The organism is Pseudoalteromonas sp. ABV4_021, from assembly GCF_056159365.1.
Genome location: NZ_JBSWVB010000001.1, coordinates 645,802 through 662,656, shown reverse-complemented (window position 1 = coordinate 662,656; position 16,855 = coordinate 645,802). Strand labels below are relative to the sequence as shown.

General features: G+C 41.1%; 15 protein-coding genes. 3 read left to right on the top strand and 12 right to left on the bottom strand.

Annotation, left to right across the window (positions count from 1 at the left end):
• The 7 genes from ACXAFE_RS03095 to ndk all read right to left on the bottom strand — a co-directional run bounded on the left by ACXAFE_RS03095 (window position 1) and on the right by ndk (window position 7,274).
• Complete coding sequence (locus ACXAFE_RS03095; RefSeq protein WP_100912817.1) at window positions 1-633, bottom strand: YfgM family protein; 633 nt, start codon at window positions 631-633, stop codon at window positions 1-3.
• 9 nt (window positions 634-642) lie between these two features.
• On the bottom strand, window positions 643-1,917 hold the full coding sequence (gene hisS, locus ACXAFE_RS03090) for a histidine--tRNA ligase (RefSeq protein WP_475148488.1): 1,275 nt from the start codon (window positions 1,915-1,917) through the stop codon (window positions 643-645).
• Window positions 1,918-2,005: 88 nt separating this feature from the next.
• On the bottom strand, window positions 2,006-3,124 hold the full coding sequence (gene ispG / locus ACXAFE_RS03085) for a flavodoxin-dependent (E)-4-hydroxy-3-methylbut-2-enyl-diphosphate synthase (RefSeq protein WP_475148485.1): 1,119 nt from the start codon (window positions 3,122-3,124) through the stop codon (window positions 2,006-2,008).
• 5 nt (window positions 3,125-3,129) lie between these two features.
• Window positions 3,130-4,017, bottom strand: a complete 888-nt coding sequence (locus tag ACXAFE_RS03080; protein ID WP_475148482.1) for a RodZ domain-containing protein — start codon at window positions 4,015-4,017, stop codon at window positions 3,130-3,132.
• Window positions 4,014-5,402 (bottom strand): type IV pilus biogenesis/stability protein PilW, encoded by a 1,389-nt coding sequence (gene pilW / locus ACXAFE_RS03075; RefSeq protein WP_475148480.1) that lies wholly within the window; start codon window positions 5,400-5,402, stop codon window positions 4,014-4,016. The genes ACXAFE_RS03080 and pilW overlap by 4 nt, the downstream gene beginning before the upstream one ends.
• A gap of 77 nt (window positions 5,403-5,479) precedes the next feature.
• Window positions 5,480-6,613 carry a dual-specificity RNA methyltransferase RlmN gene (gene rlmN / locus ACXAFE_RS03070; protein ID WP_010560882.1) on the bottom strand — a complete coding sequence of 378 codons (1,134 nt, stop codon included), beginning with the start codon at window positions 6,611-6,613 and terminating at the stop codon, window positions 5,480-5,482.
• Window positions 6,614-6,842: 229 nt separating this feature from the next.
• Window positions 6,843-7,274 (bottom strand): nucleoside-diphosphate kinase, encoded by a 432-nt coding sequence (gene ndk / locus ACXAFE_RS03065; RefSeq protein ID WP_010560883.1) that lies wholly within the window; start codon window positions 7,272-7,274, stop codon window positions 6,843-6,845.
• 281 nt (window positions 7,275-7,555) lie between these two features.
• On the opposite strand from ndk, the gene trhP reads away from it, so the two are divergent.
• The gene (gene trhP / locus ACXAFE_RS03060; protein ID WP_475148477.1) at window positions 7,556-8,923 is read left to right on the top strand and encodes a prephenate-dependent tRNA uridine(34) hydroxylase TrhP; all 1,368 of its coding nucleotides are present in this window, start codon (window positions 7,556-7,558) and stop codon (window positions 8,921-8,923) included.
• A gap of 4 nt (window positions 8,924-8,927) precedes the next feature.
• Window positions 8,928-9,176 carry a YfhL family 4Fe-4S dicluster ferredoxin gene (locus ACXAFE_RS03055; RefSeq protein WP_054979682.1) on the top strand — a complete coding sequence of 83 codons (249 nt, stop codon included), beginning with the start codon at window positions 8,928-8,930 and terminating at the stop codon, window positions 9,174-9,176.
• 73 nt (window positions 9,177-9,249) lie between these two features.
• On the opposite strand, the gene ACXAFE_RS03050 is transcribed toward ACXAFE_RS03055, so the two are convergent.
• Entirely contained in the window at window positions 9,250-9,900 is a 651-nt protein-coding gene (locus ACXAFE_RS03050) for a response regulator transcription factor (protein WP_010560886.1), read from the bottom strand.
• 79 nt (window positions 9,901-9,979) lie between these two features.
• The gene (gene acs / locus ACXAFE_RS03045; protein ID WP_475148465.1) at window positions 9,980-11,920 is read right to left on the bottom strand and encodes an acetate--CoA ligase; all 1,941 of its coding nucleotides are present in this window, start codon (window positions 11,918-11,920) and stop codon (window positions 9,980-9,982) included.
• 408 nt (window positions 11,921-12,328) lie between these two features.
• Here acs and ACXAFE_RS03040 point away from each other — a divergent pair, with 408 nt between their 5' ends.
• A complete protein-coding gene (locus tag ACXAFE_RS03040; RefSeq protein ID WP_010560888.1) occupies window positions 12,329-13,486 on the top strand; it encodes a DcaP family trimeric outer membrane transporter in 1,158 nt (385 codons plus the stop codon).
• A 191-nt stretch (window positions 13,487-13,677) separates the two neighbouring features.
• On the opposite strand, the gene ACXAFE_RS03035 is transcribed toward ACXAFE_RS03040, so the two are convergent.
• The 3 genes from ACXAFE_RS03035 to ACXAFE_RS03025 all read right to left on the bottom strand — a co-directional run bounded on the left by ACXAFE_RS03035 (window position 13,678) and on the right by ACXAFE_RS03025 (window position 16,823).
• Window positions 13,678-15,048: a DUF3943 domain-containing protein gene (locus tag ACXAFE_RS03035; protein ID WP_475148454.1), complete on the bottom strand. Its 1,371-nt coding sequence runs from the start codon at window positions 15,046-15,048 to the stop codon at window positions 13,678-13,680.
• A gap of 168 nt (window positions 15,049-15,216) precedes the next feature.
• A complete protein-coding gene (recA, locus tag ACXAFE_RS03030; RefSeq protein ID WP_475148449.1) occupies window positions 15,217-16,266 on the bottom strand; it encodes a recombinase RecA in 1,050 nt (349 codons plus the stop codon).
• A 68-nt stretch (window positions 16,267-16,334) separates the two neighbouring features.
• Window positions 16,335-16,823: a CinA family protein gene (locus tag ACXAFE_RS03025; RefSeq protein ID WP_475148446.1), complete on the bottom strand. Its 489-nt coding sequence runs from the start codon at window positions 16,821-16,823 to the stop codon at window positions 16,335-16,337.
• Window positions 16,824-16,855 lie beyond the last annotated feature (32 nt).

Here is a 16,855-nt window from a genome sequence, read left to right as displayed (position 1 = left end):
CTACAGCGTCTGAGCAACAGCTAGATTATCCAATTTAACTTGAAGAAGCTGATTTTGCGTTTCACCTGCCGCATCAAGTGCTGCTTGGTATGCTAAACGTGCATTGTCTTTATCGTCTTTAGCAAGGTAGATGTCGCCTTTAAGCTCTTCTACTTGTGCTTTGAACGCTTCTGGCAACGTTGTGTTTAGTTTTGCAAGTGCCGCGTCAAAGTTTCCTTCAGCAAGTTCAATACGTGCAATACGTGTTGTAGCAATAGCTTTCAACTCAGCTTTTGGTGCATTTGTTACAATCCACTCTAGCTTTTCTTTTGCTGCACTGTAGTCTTTTGCATCAACTGCTTCACGTGCGCTTACAAACGCTGCTAATACAGAATAGCTAGAATCTTTATACTCAGTTAAAAATGCGTCTGACTTTGCAAGTACGTCAGAGTTCTCTTGACCTGCCGTCGAGATTAACTGCGTGTAGGCATCCGACGCGGCTTCAGCGCTATCAATTTGCGATTGGTTATATGCTTTCCAGCCATATAAACCACCTAAACCTAGTACTACACCGGCAATCAGAGATGTGCCATTTTCACGGAAAAATCGTTTTATTGCTTCTGCTTGTTGTTCTTCTGTTGAATAAACTTCCATTCTAACCTCTTATACCAAGCCTGTTAGCAACTCGGCTGCTTGATCTAAATTTAGTGTTTGTTGTTCTTGATGCTCGCGTAAGTGTTTTACAGTCACTTGGTTATTTTCAAGTTCACTGTCACCGATAATCAGTGCGTATACAGCATCGCTTTTATCTGCGCGTTTCAATTGTTTCTTAAAGTTACCGCCACCGGCATGCACTGTAATGCGTATTCCTGGTACTTTTTCACGTAACTTCTCGGCAATAACAGGTGCTTGAATGCTTGCTGCATCACCCATCGCCGCAATGTAAACATCACTGGTGCGACGAATTTCGCCAACACGGTCAAGCTCTTGCAACATCAGCACTAAACGCTCCATGCCCATTGCAAAACCCACTGCTGGTGTCGCTTTACCGCCTAGTTGTTCAACTAAGCCATCGTAACGACCGCCAGCACACACTGTGCCTTGTGCACCTAAACTTTCAGTAACCCATTCAAATACAGTGCGGTTGTAGTAATCTAAACCGCGTACCAGTTTTTCATTAACCTGATATTCGATGCCTGCAGCATCTAAACGTTCACATAAATTTGCAAAATGCTGTTGTGACTCTTGGTCTAAGTGTTCAGATAGCTTTGGTGCATCAACTAAAACTGCTTGCACGTCAGGGTTTTTACTGTCGAGTACACGTAATGGATTTGAGTGCATACGACGTTTTGAGTCTTCGTCTAATGCATCGATATTTTGCTCAAGGTAAGCAACAAGTGCATCACGATATTGCGCGCGCGCTTCATTTGAGCCAAGTGAGTTAAGCTCTAATCTAACGTGGTCACTAATACCAAATGCTTTCCATAAACGTGCAGTCAAAATAATTACTTCTGCATCAATGTCCGCAGTTTCAAAGCCAAAAACTTCTAAGCCAAACTGGTGAAACTGACGGTAGCGACCTTTTTGAGGTCTTTCGTGGCGGAACATTGGGCCCATATACCAAAGACGCTGTTCTTGATTATACAGCAAACCATTTTGGTTACCTGCACGCACACATATCGCTGTACCTTCAGGACGTAATGTTAGGCTGTCACCATTGCGATCTTCAAAGGTGTACATTTCCTTTTCAACGATATCGGTAACTTCACCAATTGAGCGTTTAAACAAATCAGTTGATTCAACAATTGGAAAACGAATTTCCTGATAACCATACGATGCAACTGTTTCGCGTAAAATGCTTTCAACTTTTTGCCATACCTGAGTATCACCCGGTACACAATCATTCATGCCGCGAACTGCTTGGATTTGTTTTGCCACGCTGCTTTTACCCTATTGCTAATTAAATGCATGGGGCGAATATCGCCCCAGAAAAAAGAAGATTGTCAATTATACTCAACGAGACTACTTACTCAACTAACTTAACGTCTATTTGTTGTTCAGTGTCTTTTTTTGCGATGTAATCGCGAATTTGCGTTTCTAGTTGGTCAACAATTTGCGTATTATCAATACGCGTTTTTTGACGCTCACCATTGATATACAAACCAGAGCGCTTATTAGCGCCCGCTAAACCTAAATCGCTCACCAGAGCTTCGCCCGGACCATTTACTACACAGCCAATAACCGAAACAGTCACAGGTTCAATAACGTCTTCTAAACGCTCTTCGAGCTGATTCATCGTGCTTACTACATCAAATTCTTGACGTGAACAGCTTGGGCAGGCGATAAAATTAATGCCGCGAGAGCGAATACGCAAAGATTTTAAGATATCAAAACCTACTTTGATTTCTTGCACTGGGTCGGCTGCAAGTGAGACACGTAACGTATCACCAATGCCCTCGGCTAGTAACATGCCTAAACCAACCGCAGATTTAACTGAGCCCGCTCTAAAACCACCGGCTTCAGTAATACCTAAATGCAGCGGCTGTTCAATTTCTTTCGCAAGCAATCGATACGCACCAACCGCTAAAAATACATCTGACGCTTTTACCGATACTTTAAAATTATCGAAATTAAGGCGCCTTAAAATATTTACGTGACGCATCGCTGATTCAAGCAATGCTTCAGGTGTTGGCTCACCGTATTTTTCTTGGATATCGCGCTCTAACGAACCACCGTTCACACCAATGCGAATTGGAATGTTCTTTTCGCGTGCAGCATCAACAACCGCTTGAATACGCTCTTCACTGCCGATATTACCTGGGTTAATACGCAAACAATCGGCACCATATTCAGCAACTTTTAGCGCAATACGGTAATCGAAGTGAATGTCCGCAACCAGCGGAATATCAACTTGCTGTTTAATTTCTTTAAATGCTTCAGTCGCGTCCATTGTAGGCACAGAAACACGTACAATATCCGCACCAGCTGCTTGAATTGCATTGATTTGCGCGACCGTAGCCGCGACATCGGTAGTTTCGGTATTGGTCATTGACTGCACGGCAATCGGTGCGCCATCGCCAATTGGCACATTACCTACATAAATGCGTTTTGATTTGCGGCGTTTTATCGGAGATTCTGAAAACATGCTTATTACTCACTCAACGGCAGGCTAAATTTGGCGAGTCGATTAGTAGGGAAATGTGACATATCAACTAACTCACCATTAAACTCAACATCAACAATATAGTGCTTGCCCAGCACCACATTAAATGGCGCTTTGCCATCTAATGTCATGACATAGCCTTTTTTCTTAACACCAAATGCGACACGCTCGCCATCGGCATCAAAAATCTCGACCCAGCTATCATCTTTAAACGTCATCACAATAGTACTGACGTTTTTCTTAGTATTTTTTTTCTTTTCAACCACCGCCGGTTCAGCCACTTGTGGCTGCTCAACTGACGTGGTTTTAGGTTCTTGACTGCTCGTTTGCAGAGGTTCGTCATTGCTGAACTGAGACACTTCAGCAAGGTTTATTTGGCTTGCAGCTTTACGCTCAGTTACGACCGGTACATTACTGTTTTCTTGACTTGGCGTTTCAACCACCGTTTTGCTTGTTTCAGCTTCCGTTGGTGCTGGTTCACGATTTTGCCACCAGATAAACAACGATGAACCAAGAATAAGTGCAATAATTGCGTAACTAAAAAGCATTAATCGGTTATCTTTTGCTTCGCGTTCCGTACGTCTTGAAAAGCTTTGCATTCGCTTTTCAGTTTCTTCCCTTTGGTGCCTAAACTGCGACATTAATTGTGCTTCGTTTAGGTTAAATTCGCGACAATAACTGCGAATATGGCCTTTTACAAAAGTGACGGGCCCTAACTGGCTGTAATCGTCACATTCTATGGCTGAAATTTGTTTTGATGTTAATTTTAACTTATGTGCCATTTCATCAATTGAAACAGCGTGTTGCTCGCGAGCAGTTGCTAACTGCTCACCTAAACCTATTGTTGGTTCTTGAGCTAATACTTCTTCGGTCATAGTGCGTAAGTTTTAGGATTTACTAACAAGATTTTTTTACCTGGGCTTAATGTTGCCGACTCTTGAATCTCGTTCCACTCAGCAAGCGACTTCATGCGTAAATTGTACTTCACAGAAATACTAAATAAGGTGTCGCCATCTTTAACTAGGTGGTAAATATTAGGGTTGTTAAGATAAATTTTTGTGCCAGCAAAAACCGGATCGTTTTCGGTTAAGCCATTCCATTCAAGTAACTTAGCTAATTTAACATTGTATTTAACCGATACCGAGAACAGATTCTCACCACCTTTCATAACGTGATAAGGCGTTTCAACCAGCTTATTAAGTGGAATACGTTGTGTAACCGGCGCTTGTTGCTGTGCTTTAGCTTGCGCTACAACCACTTCATTTTTCGCAACTTGTGTAGTTGGCTTAGCAACTTCCACTTTTACTTGTGGTTCAATCTCGGCTTTGCTTAGTGTTACTTCCGCTTGCTCTGGTTGCGCTTTACGTTTAACCACTTTTACTTGTGGCTTAGCAACAACCGATTTACCATCTGGGTTAAGCTCTTTTTTAAGCTTGCTTAACTCATTTTTGCGGTATTTTTCACGTAGACGCTCAAACTCACTGTCGGATGTTTTCTTAAGTTTAATCTGTTGTGCTTCAATTGAATTACTGTAGGTTTGCTGCAGCGTTAATGCCAATGTATTGGCTTTTTCGATATGCCCCATACGATTTTCAATTAAGTATGAGAGCATTAACGAGCGAGAAGAAATACGGCCTGATTTTTCGTAACGATTCATAAATGTTTGCGCACGATGTAAATCGCTTTTGGCATAATAAATCGCAGACAAGTTAACCAGTGACGAGCCACGCGATGGGCTGTGTTTTACTGAAGCTTCAAGATATTCTTCCGCCTCATCAAATTCGTTATTTTCAATCGCACATAGCGCTAGGTTTTCATAACTTTGCGAAACGCGCAGATAGCTTGGAATTTCGATTGCACGCAAAATGTATTCTGATGCTTCATCGTATTCACCTAAACCACATAAAAACACGCCATAGTTATTTAGCGTATTTGGATCATCCGGTGCAATATCAATTGCGCGTAAGTAAGACTCTTTAGCAAGTTCATTTTCACCCACTTGCTGGTAATAATACGCAGTAGTGTAATGAACTTCAGGTAATTTAGGCGCAAATTTAGCGGCGCGCTCTAAGTTATATTTTGCTTGTGTGCTATCGCCAGAAGCTAAGTATTTTAATGCTAATGAAATGCGTGTTCTTGCCGCTTCATCGTTATCTATTCGATTTTCGACAACTGGCTTATCACTACCAACATAAACACTTTCGGTTACACATCCTGTTGTTGCTAATAGCGCAACACCTACTAATATTGAACGACGCATAGTTATACTCATTTTCTGACAATTATCTCAATTCTACCCGAATTAGCCTCGGGATCATCTTATTTTTTCTAGATCCTTTACGGGTTTACCGTATTGACACTAATTTTGTTATCATCGAGTTGCTTTTTCTTCATTACACGCTTAGTACGATCCACAACATCACCCACTAACTGACCACATGCTGCATCGATATCATCACCACGTGTACGGCGTACAATACAAGTTAAACCAGCGGCTTGTAACACTTTAGAGAAACGGTCAATACGACTGTTACTTGAACGGCCGTATTCGTTGCCCGGGAACGGGTTAAATGGAATCAAGTTAATTTTTGATGGCGTGCCTTTTAACACTTTAACTAGCTCGTGTGCATGATCAGTGCTGTCATTCACACCTTGTAGCATAACGTACTCAATAGTGATGTCTTTGTTTGCTTTAGAGCCGTCAATATAGCGACGACACGCAGCTAAGAACTCTTCAATTGGGTACTTCTTGTTGATTGGTACAAGCACGTCACGCAATTCGTTATTCGGCGCGTGAAGTGAAATAGCTAATGCAACGTCAATTTTTTCTTTTAAGATATCCAGTGCAGGAACAACGCCTGAGGTACTTAAAGTAACGCGACGCTTAGATAAACCAAATGCCCAATCATCCATCATCAGTTCCATTGCTGGAACAACATTGTTGAGATTAAGTAGTGGCTCACCCATGCCCATCATTACCACGTTGGTAACTGGTCGCTTAGTTGAATCGCCATGTAAACCAATATCTTTTGCGACACGCCAAACTTGGCCAATGATTTCAGATACTTTTAGGTTACGGTTAAAGCCCTGTTGCGCTGTTGAACAGAAAGTACACTCAAGCGCACAACCAACTTGTGATGAAACACATAATGTTGCACGGTCTTTTTCAGGGATCCACACTGTTTCAACTTCTTGACCCCCTTCAAGCACTAATGCGTATTTAATTGTGCCGTCTGAAGCCACTTGCTTAACTGAAATTTCAGGCGCTTTAATTTCGCATTCTGCGTGTAGCTTGGCTTTTAGCTTTTTGTTGATATTCGACATTTCATCAAAGTTATCAATGCCGAAATGGTACATCCATTTCATTACCTGATCGCCACGGAACGGCTTTTCACCCCATGAAACAAATAACTCTCGCATTCCTTCACGGGTTAAATCTAATAAATTAATTTTCTTTTCCGCAGCACTCATAACTCAGACCCTAGTACGTAATACAACTTTATATTAGCTGATATATCAACTTTGCTTTACTTTTACATTTGCGCAATCGGCATATTTAGCCAAGTACCGTAAATTTAAAGCAAAGTTGACACTGTAACTAAAACAGACTGTTTTAGTTCAAAATGACAAGAAAAGGGCTAAAGAGCCCTTTTCTACTGCATTAACCTGAGCTAATGCACGTTTGTCTACGTCGTTAAAATTAACGAGTACGTGGACAGATTTCTTCGTCAGAGAAGAAGTATGCGATTTCGCGAGCAGCTGATTCTACAGCGTCAGAACCGTGTACTGCGTTCTCGTCGATGCTATCTGCGTAGTCAGCACGTAAAGTACCAGCTAGTGCTTCAGCAGGGTTAGTAGCACCCATGATTTCACGATTTTTAAGTACTGCGTTCTCACCTTCAAGAACAGTAACCATTACTGGACCAGATGTCATGAACTCAACTAAAGCACCGAAGAAAGGACGCTCGCTGTGCTCAGCGTAGAAACCTTCAGCTTTCTCTTTTGAAAGGTGAACCATTTTGGCTGCAACGATTTTAAGACCAGCAGTTTCGAAACGGTTGTAGATAGCACCGATGTGGTTTTTAGCAACTGCATCAGGTTTTACGATAGAAAAAGTACGCTCTAAAGCCATCTTTTATGCTCCATAAATAATTAATGATTTTAACGGCCGCGAATTATACGCATATTTGTGTGAAAATCCTATTAAAACCGAAAATAATCTGATTACTTTTCCAACAAAGTGAGAAAAATAAATAAACATTATCACCTCAATGCTAATTCAATACCGCCAAACAAAACACCTAGGCTAATTTGATCTATATCAAAATTCTCAATTTCTCGGTGCGTTAGAATTACCCGCTTTTTAAATCATGCAACTGGCCAGCACCCAGTTCGATGTATGAGGACACGTCAATGAACACACCTTTTGTACCTGAATTACTGTCACCTGCAGGTAGCTTAAAGAACATGCGTTATGCTTTTGCCTATGGCTCTGATGCAGTATATGCCGGTCAACCTCGCTATAGTTTACGCGTACGTAATAATGAATTTGACCTTGATAATTTAGCGCTCGGGATCAATGAAGCACACGATTTAGGTAAAAAGCTTTATGTGGTATCAAACATTGCACCGCATAATGCCAAGGTGAATACCTATTTGCGCGATATAGAACCTGTTATTGAAATGGGCCCCGATGCCTTAATTATGTCAGATCCTGGTTTAATTATGCTGGTACGTGAAAAATGGCCGGATATGCCTATTCACCTTTCTGTTCAAGCTAATGCTGTAAACTTTGCAACGGTAAAATTTTGGGCCCAGCAAGGGGTTGAACGCGTGATTTTATCGCGTGAGTTATCACTTGAAGAAATTGGCCAAATTCGAGAGTTATGCCCTGAAACCGAGTTAGAAGTATTTGTTCACGGTGCATTATGCATGGCGTACTCTGGTCGTTGTTTGCTGTCTGGTTATATTAATAAGCGCGATCCAAACCAAGGTACCTGCACCAATGCATGTCGTTGGGAATATGATGTAAAACCGGGCAAGGAAACCGAAACCGGTGATGTTGTTCATAAAATTGATCCAAACTCAGTGATCCCAACCCTAGGCCAAGGCGCACCAACAAACGAAGTATTTATGTTGGAAGAACAAGGCCGCCCTGGCGAATACATGCCTGCGTTTGAAGATGAACACGGCACTTACATTATGAACTCGAAAGATTTACGGGCAGTGCAATACGTAGATCAGCTAACCAAAATGGGTGTACACAGCTTAAAAATTGAAGGTCGTACTAAGTCGTTTTATTACGTTGCGCGCACCGCACAAGTTTACCGTAAAGCCATTGACGACGCTGTTGCCGGTAAACCATTTGATCCTAACTTGATGCGCACCTTAGAAAACCTTGCGCACCGTGGTTACACCGAGGGTTTTTTAAAGCGCCATGTGCACCAAGAATACCAAAACTATGAATATGGCCACTCAGTGTCAGACAAGCAGCAATTTGTTGGTGAAGTATTAGGCCGTCACAACAACGGTTTGGTTGAAATTGATGTTAAGAACAAATTCTGTACTGGCCATTCAATGGAACTTATGACACCACAAGGCAATATTCAGTTTACCTTAGATCATATGGAAAATAAGAAAGGTGAGCGCATTGATGATGCTAAAGGTTCAGGCCATATTGTAAAAATTCCATTACCGGAAGATATTGAACTTGATAAAGCGATTCTATTAAGGAATTTAGATTCAGACCAAGATACGCGTAACCCTTTTAAAAAGGCCTAGTATCATGGCATTGATGATAAATTCGAAGTGTATCAATTGCGATATGTGCGACCCTGAATGCCCTAATCAGGCAATTTACATGGGTGATAAAATTTATCAAATTGATCCAGAAAAATGCACCGAGTGTGTTGGTCATTACGACCAACCGACTTGTGTCAGCGTTTGTCCGATTGACTGTATTAAAAAAGACCCACAGCATGTTGAGTCTCTTGATGAATTAGCCGAGAAGTTTATTCGCCTAACATCAAACTAGTAACAGCAATTACAGATACTTTAGAAAGAAAAAAACCGAGCATATTTGCTCGGTTTTTATTATTTTTAATATGCTAATTAGAGTCAACTGGCTCTAACTGCAGTTTGCTGGCAATTAATACCGCTTGCGTTCGGTTGTATACACCCAGTTTTCTGAATATTGCCGTGATATGTGCTTTCACTGTGGCTTCTGAAATATTCAGTTCATACGCGATTTGTTTATTTAACAAACCTTCGTGTAAATAGCTTAAAACTTTGTATTGTTGTGGTGTGAGTGATGCAATTTGCTGCGCAAGCTCTGCATCTTGTTCAATCACTTCTTCAACTTTATCAGCCATTGATTCTGGCAACCAAGTTTCCCCATCTAGAATTTCTTCGATTGCAGCCGCAATTTGTGCTGAAGATGACGATTTTGGAATAAAACCAAGGGCACCATAACTCATGACTTTTGAAACAATTTGAATGTCTTCGGTGCCAGAAACAACGGCAATCGGTAAATCGGGGTAATCTTCACGAATACGAATTAGACCATATAAATCGCCGCTACCAGGCATGTGTAAGTCTAGTAATAATAAATCGAGCTCTTGTTGTTGTTCTAGTACTTGCAGCGTCGTATCAAAGCTCTCAGATTCAAATATCTCTAAATCATCGAAACTGCCGTTTAAAGCCCCTTTAAGTGCTTCGCGAAACAAAGGGTGATCATCCGCTATCAAAAACTTGCTCATATATGACTCCTAATAAAAAGGCTGTTATCCCTGATAACAGCCTTAATGTTACTGTGAGTTTAATTGATTCACAAACCTTTTAGCGGTTTAGACGGTTTTCAATTAGCTCCTCTACAACACTTGGATCGGCAAGTGTTGATGTATCACCTAGCTGTTGGTATTCATTTGCTGCGATCTTACGTAAAATACGGCGCATAATCTTACCTGAGCGTGTTTTTGGCAAACCTGGTGACCATTGGATCATATCTGGTGTTGCTATTGGGCTAAGCTCTTTACGAACCCAATTACGTACCTCTTTGGTTAATTCGTCGCTTACTGCTACGCCATCATTCGGCGTAATATAAACGTAAATACCTTGGCCTTTAATATCATGTGGGAAACCAACAACTGCCGCTTCAGCAACCGCTTCATGTGCAACTAACGCGCTTTCAATCTCAGCTGTACCTAAACGGTGACCCGAAACATTCAGTACATCATCTACGCGGCCTGTGATCCAGTAGTAACCATCTTCATCACGACGACAACCATCACCGGTAAAGTAAACGCCCGGGTATGCTGAGAAATAAGTCTGTTCAAAGCGCTCATGGTCACCGTACACAGTACGTGCTTGTGACGGCCAACTATCAAGAATAACTAGGTTACCTTCTGTTGCACCTTGTAATGTTTCACCCTCAGCATCAAATAACGAAGGCAAAATACCAAAGAATGGACGTGTTGCTGAGCCTGGTTTTAAATCTGTTGCACCTGGTAGTGGCGTAATCATCATACCGCCAGTTTCAGTTTGCCACCATGTATCAACGATTGGACAATTACTGTTACCAATATTTTCATAATACCAAGCCCATGCTTCTGGGTTAATTGGCTCACCTACTGAACCTAAAATGCGCAGTGATTCACGTGTAGAAGAAGCTGTTGGCTCATCGCCTTTCGCCATTAACGCACGAATAGCTGTTGGTGCGGTATATAGAATAGTAACGTTATGCTTATCAACTACTTCACCCATACGACCTGATGATGGATAGGTTGGTACACCTTCAAATACAACCTGAGTGCAACCATTCGCCAATGGCCCATAGGCAATGTAACTGTGACCCGTGATCCAGCCCACATCTGCGCTACACCAGAAAACGTCATCTTCTTGTAAATCGAAAACATATTGATGCGTAAGCGAAGTATAAACTAAGTAACCTGCCGTGCTATGTACAACGCCTTTAGGCTGACCTGTTGAACCTGAGGTATAAAGAATAAATAACGGGTCTTCTGCATCCATTACTTCTGGTTCGCAGTTTGTTGCTTGGTCAGCAACTAAATCATGCCACCAAACGTCTACATCATTCCATGCAACATCACCACCTGTAAGTTGGTGCACAACAACGTGTTCAACACTTGTAACGCCAGCTTGCGTTAATGCTTCATCAACGTTTGCTTTTAGTGGTACTGCATTACCACCGCGACGACCTTGGTCAGATGTGATAACCACTTTCGCACCAGAATCTTGAATACGGTCTGCAATTGCTGAAGGAGAAAAGCCACCAAACACAACTGAATGCACTGCACCAATACGAGCACACGCTTGCATTGCATAAATTGCTTGTGGCGTCATAGGCATATAAATCGCAACGCGGTCGCCCTTTTGCACACCTAGCTTACGTAAACCATTTGCTAGCTTACACACTTCATCATGAAGTTGCTGATACGTAATGTTTTCTGAATGCTCAGGGTTATCACCTTCCCAGATAAGCGCAACTTTATCGGCTTTATCTTTTAAGTGACGGTCAATACAGTTATAAGACACATTCAGTTGACCATCTTCATACCAACGGATATCAACATGGCCTTTATCAAATGAGGTATTTTTAACTTTGGTATACGGCTTAATCCAGTCTAGTCGCTTACCTTGCTCACCCCAAAATGCTTCTGGGTCGTCAATCGACCATTGATATAGTTCGTTATATTTTGCTTCGTCAATTAACGCTGCTTCTTTAACAGACGCTGGTACTGGGTAAATTTCTTGTGACATGAGTGCCCCTTTCTTAACTTTGTTGCTAGTCGCCTAAATGCAACCTAGTCCAATACCCTCAAGCATTACTCAGCTAGGTGGTATAAAGAATTAGACCTTAGTAGCATCTTAATTTAAATATAGAGAGTACTTAATCAAGAACATCTTTTTAACAACTCCAATTATTACTGCTATCTCAATTACTTTTATTATTCATAATATTAAATTTTTATTTTGCGATTTACCGCTATCTACGACTATATTTTTTAACGAATTATTCACAAATACAACTAGTTTCATGGGTTTTAATGGAATTAACACACTGTTTAAGCCCGTTTAGCTATACCTTAGTCGTATAGACCAATGGGTAATTGAGCAAAATCTGAACATAGCCAACAGTGAAGATGTTAACTTAATCGGGATACAGTTATGAAAAACAATAAACTAACAACAACAGCGCTCAGCGTTTTAGCAGTATTGTTCGGTACTTCAGCCCAAGCGGGTGTATTAGAGTCTACAGATGTAAAATATGGTGGTTATGTAAAGCTTGATGCAATGTGGAGTGATTGGTCTGCTGGTACGGTAGGTGGCACAAGCATTGGTCGTGATTTTTATGTACCAAGTACCACTCCAGTGGGTGGTGACGCAGATACAGATCCTGTATTTGATATGCATGCACGTCAATCACGTTTTAACTTGGCAACGTCCACTAAATTAGACAACGGCGAATCAATTAACACCAAAATTGAGCTCGATTTTATTGCATCGCCAGGTGGTAACGAGCGTGTATCAAATTCTTATGCGCCGCGTATTCGTCAAGCATTTGTAACGTACAATGGTTTCTTATTTGGTCAAGCGTGGTCAAACTTCCAAAACGTTAGCGCATTACCAGAAACACTTGATTTCGTTGGCCCTGCTGAAGGTACTGTGTTCGTGCGCCAAGCGATGATTAAGTACACTTCAGGCGGCTTTTCTGTATCGGCAGAAAACCCTGAAAGTACGATTACCACAGCAGGTGGTGTGCGCAACGAAACCGACGACTCTAGCTTGCCGGATATTACAGCTCGTTATACCTTTAAAGGCGATTGGGGTCACTTCACTGTTGCGGGCCTTGCAAGACAACTTACTTATAAAGCGGGTGGTGCAGACGCATCAACATCGTCATTTGGTGTGAGCGCGTCAGGTCGCGTTAACTTTGGTAAGAATAATTTAAAATACATGGTCACAGCAGGTAGTGGTTTAGGGCGTTACGTTGGTTTAAATGTCGCACATGGTGCAGTGCTTGATGGCAATGATTTAGATGCGATTGACTCAGTTTCGGGCTTTGTTGGTTATCAACACCACTGGAATGAAAAGTTACGTTCAACTTTCCTTGCGTCATATTTTAGTGCTGATAATAACCAAAACTTGTTAAATATCACTGGTGACCCAACAAAAACATCAATGAGTTACAGTGCAAACTTGCTTTATTCTCCTGAGAAAAAACTTACTTTTGGTGTTGAATACAAAGTAGGTGAGCGCGAAACCGAAAGTGGTGTTGATGGCGATATCAACCGCTTACAACTCTCAGCTAAGTATGCTTTCTAAAGCCTACTTGCGAACTTTATAACTTAGATTGCTTCCTAAGTTGTTGTCAGTAATAAGCGACCAATTGGTCGCTTATTTTTTAGTAAATTAACAGTCACTTCCTGCCCGATAAAAACGACACAGTATTTTTCAATACAGTTAATGCAGTGTTTACTTCGCTAAAAAAATCACCTAATTAAGTAAAATTGATACTACCTTTGACCTTCACCAAAAAAGTAAATTAGCGAAAAATTATATGCAGTGTCGTTGTTACTGTATTTACTATTGAAGAAACGTTTAGCGTCTAACTGAAGAGCAAAATTGTTGTTAATTTGGTAATGCATACCTAGGCCTGCATTTAACGCAAATGTACTGTCACCATCATCTTCATTATTTTTTGCATACAACATTTCACCAGCACCTGCACTAACAAACGGGCGAAAACTACTATCGCTGTTAAAGTAATAGTTTGCACCCACATTAAATTGTTCAAATGTTTGATCACCTGAACCAATTTCTCGCGGTAGTTGACCTTTTAAATAATCAAGCTTCATTGAGAAGCGCGGTGAAAAATACAGACCTAAATTCCAGCCATTGGCAACATCTTGCTCTAAACCCCAATGCTCACCAGGATTTAAACTGCCGTAATTTAGACCAAGGCCTATGACGCCGATATCAACTGGGTCTTTTTTACTAATATAGTTTTTTTGATAAGTAGGTGCTTGCTGCTCCTTACCTGAACCAAGTTGATAGTGCACATTAAGTTGCACTTGATCTTCATACTCACCCGTTGGTAGTTGCATCTTCGCAAAGTTAATTCCACCGGTACCCGCTTTAACCACTTCCATATCAAACAGGTTGTTAATGCCCTTACCCGCAGCATCAATTGGATCAAGTAAAAATAGCGATACATCACCTAAGGTTTTTGAGCCCCACACCTCTCCGCCAGTGCTACGAATTTCCATTTCTGTTTGATATGCCCATTCGCCGTAAGCCCAACCTAATACCGGTGTAATCACTAAATCTTGCATTGACGGTATTTCAGCAAATCCTTCAATACCGTATTCCCAATAAAATGTGCTCATAGTGAATGCGTATAAAAACGAATCCCACTGGCGATAGCCTGACTTACGTGCAACTTGGTAATAAACACCACCAAAATACGGGTGCCCAATCCAGTTGAGCCACCAAACGTCGCGGTCCCATGTTGGGCCTTCTTTTACATTGTCAGTCCACTTAGAAAATACGCCGTTTTCCTTATCCCATTTAGAGATATCTTCTGGCAACATTAAAATTAAGCCAGCAACACCGAAGCCATACCCCATCACAGATTTAGTTTGTGACCATAAGCGCTCTCGGTCTTGACCATAGTTGTTTGAAAATAAATTTATTTGATAAGGTGATTGATAAAAGTCATCGGGAATATCTTTTAGATTCCAATCGCTATTACTCGGTAAATTATAGGTTTTTACTTCAACCGACGTAATGTCATCTTTAAGCTGGGTATTTAACTGTTTTTGCTCTTCCTGGTTAGCAAAAAGTGGTTGAGTCATCACTGATGAAAACAGTGCTAACTTAATCATACGATTGAGCATTTTCATAGACTGTGTGTGCGTCCGTTCTTGGGTAAGCTGCAAAAAAGCGGCTATTTTAGCTGCTTTTGTAATTTAAGACACTTAATGTTAGCAAAAAATTGTAAACATCAATGCAAAAAGGCCACATTAGTGGCCCTTTTCGTCGTTTAGCTTATTTTATAGTTCAGCGTCATCCGCAGCTAAACTTTGCGTTTCACCTTCTTCAGGTTTAATTGTCGCTTGTAGCAATAACATTTCACGTAGTTTCTGCTCAATTTCATTGGCAATTTCAACATTCTCTTTTAAAAACTTAATAGAGTTTGCTTTACCTTGACCAATTTTGCTGCCTTTGTAGCTAAACCATGCACCCGCTTTATCAACTAGATTATGCTTAACACCTAAGTCAATTAGCTCGCCCTCTTTCGAGATACCTTGGCCATACATGATAATGAATTCAGCTTGTTTAAACGGCGGTGCAACTTTGTTCTTAACAATCTTAACGCGTGTTTCATTACCAACTATTTCATCGCCTTCTTTCACCGAACCCGTACGACGAATATCAATACGTACTGATGAATAGAATTTAAGTGCGTTACCACCCGTTGTGGTTTCTGGGTTACCAAACATAACACCAATTTTCATACGGATTTGGTTAATGAAAACACACAGCGTATTTGAGCGTTTGATATTAGCAGTTAATTTACGCAATGCTTGCGACATCAGACGCGCTTGAAGACCAACGTGAGTGTCACCCATATCTCCTTCAATTTCCGCCTTCGGTGTTAGTGCAGCTACAGAGTCAACAATCACTACATCAACAGCACCTGAGCGTACTAACATATCGCAGATTTCTAACGCTTGCTCACCAGTATCTGGCTGAGAAACTAATAACTCGTCAACATTTACACCTAATTTTTCAGCATATACTGGGTCTAGTGCGTGTTCAGCATCAACGAAAGCACATGTCTTGCCTTCTTTTTGCGCTGCAGCAATTACCTGTAGTGTTAATGTTGTTTTACCTGAAGATTCTGGACCATAAATCTCAACGATACGACCTGTTGGTAAACCACCTATACCAAGTGCAATATCAATACCCAGTGAACCTGTTGAAATAGCTTCAACATCTAGCGCTTGGCTATCGCCTAATTTCATAATTGAGCCTTTACCAAATTGGCGTTCAATTTGTGATAGCGCAGCTGTTAGGGCTTTTTGTTTATTATCGTCCATTTGACTCTCCGAATCTGTGTTATGCAGCAAAGTATACTGTATAGATTACCAGTATCAAGTGTTTTTTATTAATTAATTAGCTCAATTGCCTTTTTTAAAGAATATTCAATCACTTGCAACCTAACTTCGCTACGACCGCCTGCGAACAAACAGTGTTCAACTGATAGTTTATCCAGTACTTTTACCGCAATCCATACAGTACCAACTGGTTTATCTTTTGTACCACCTCCTGGGCCTGCAATGCCAGAAACAGCAATAGCAACGTCGGCGTTCGTTGCATTTATTGCCCCATCTGCCATCTGCTCGATAGTTTCTTTACTTACTGCACCAAATTGTTCAAGTATTTCTTGCTTAACCCCAAGTAACTCATGCTTAGCATTATTGCTGTAAGTGACAAAACAACGATCAATATAAGCTGAACTTCCAGCAGTATCGGTTAACGCATAACTAATGCCACCACCAGTACACGATTCAGCAGTAGTGATCCAAAGCTTTTTATTCGTTAAACTAGCACCTAACTTTGCCGCTAGCTCAGAAATATGAGCGGGTAATATCATTTTTACACCTTTTACATAACAACTATTAGTCA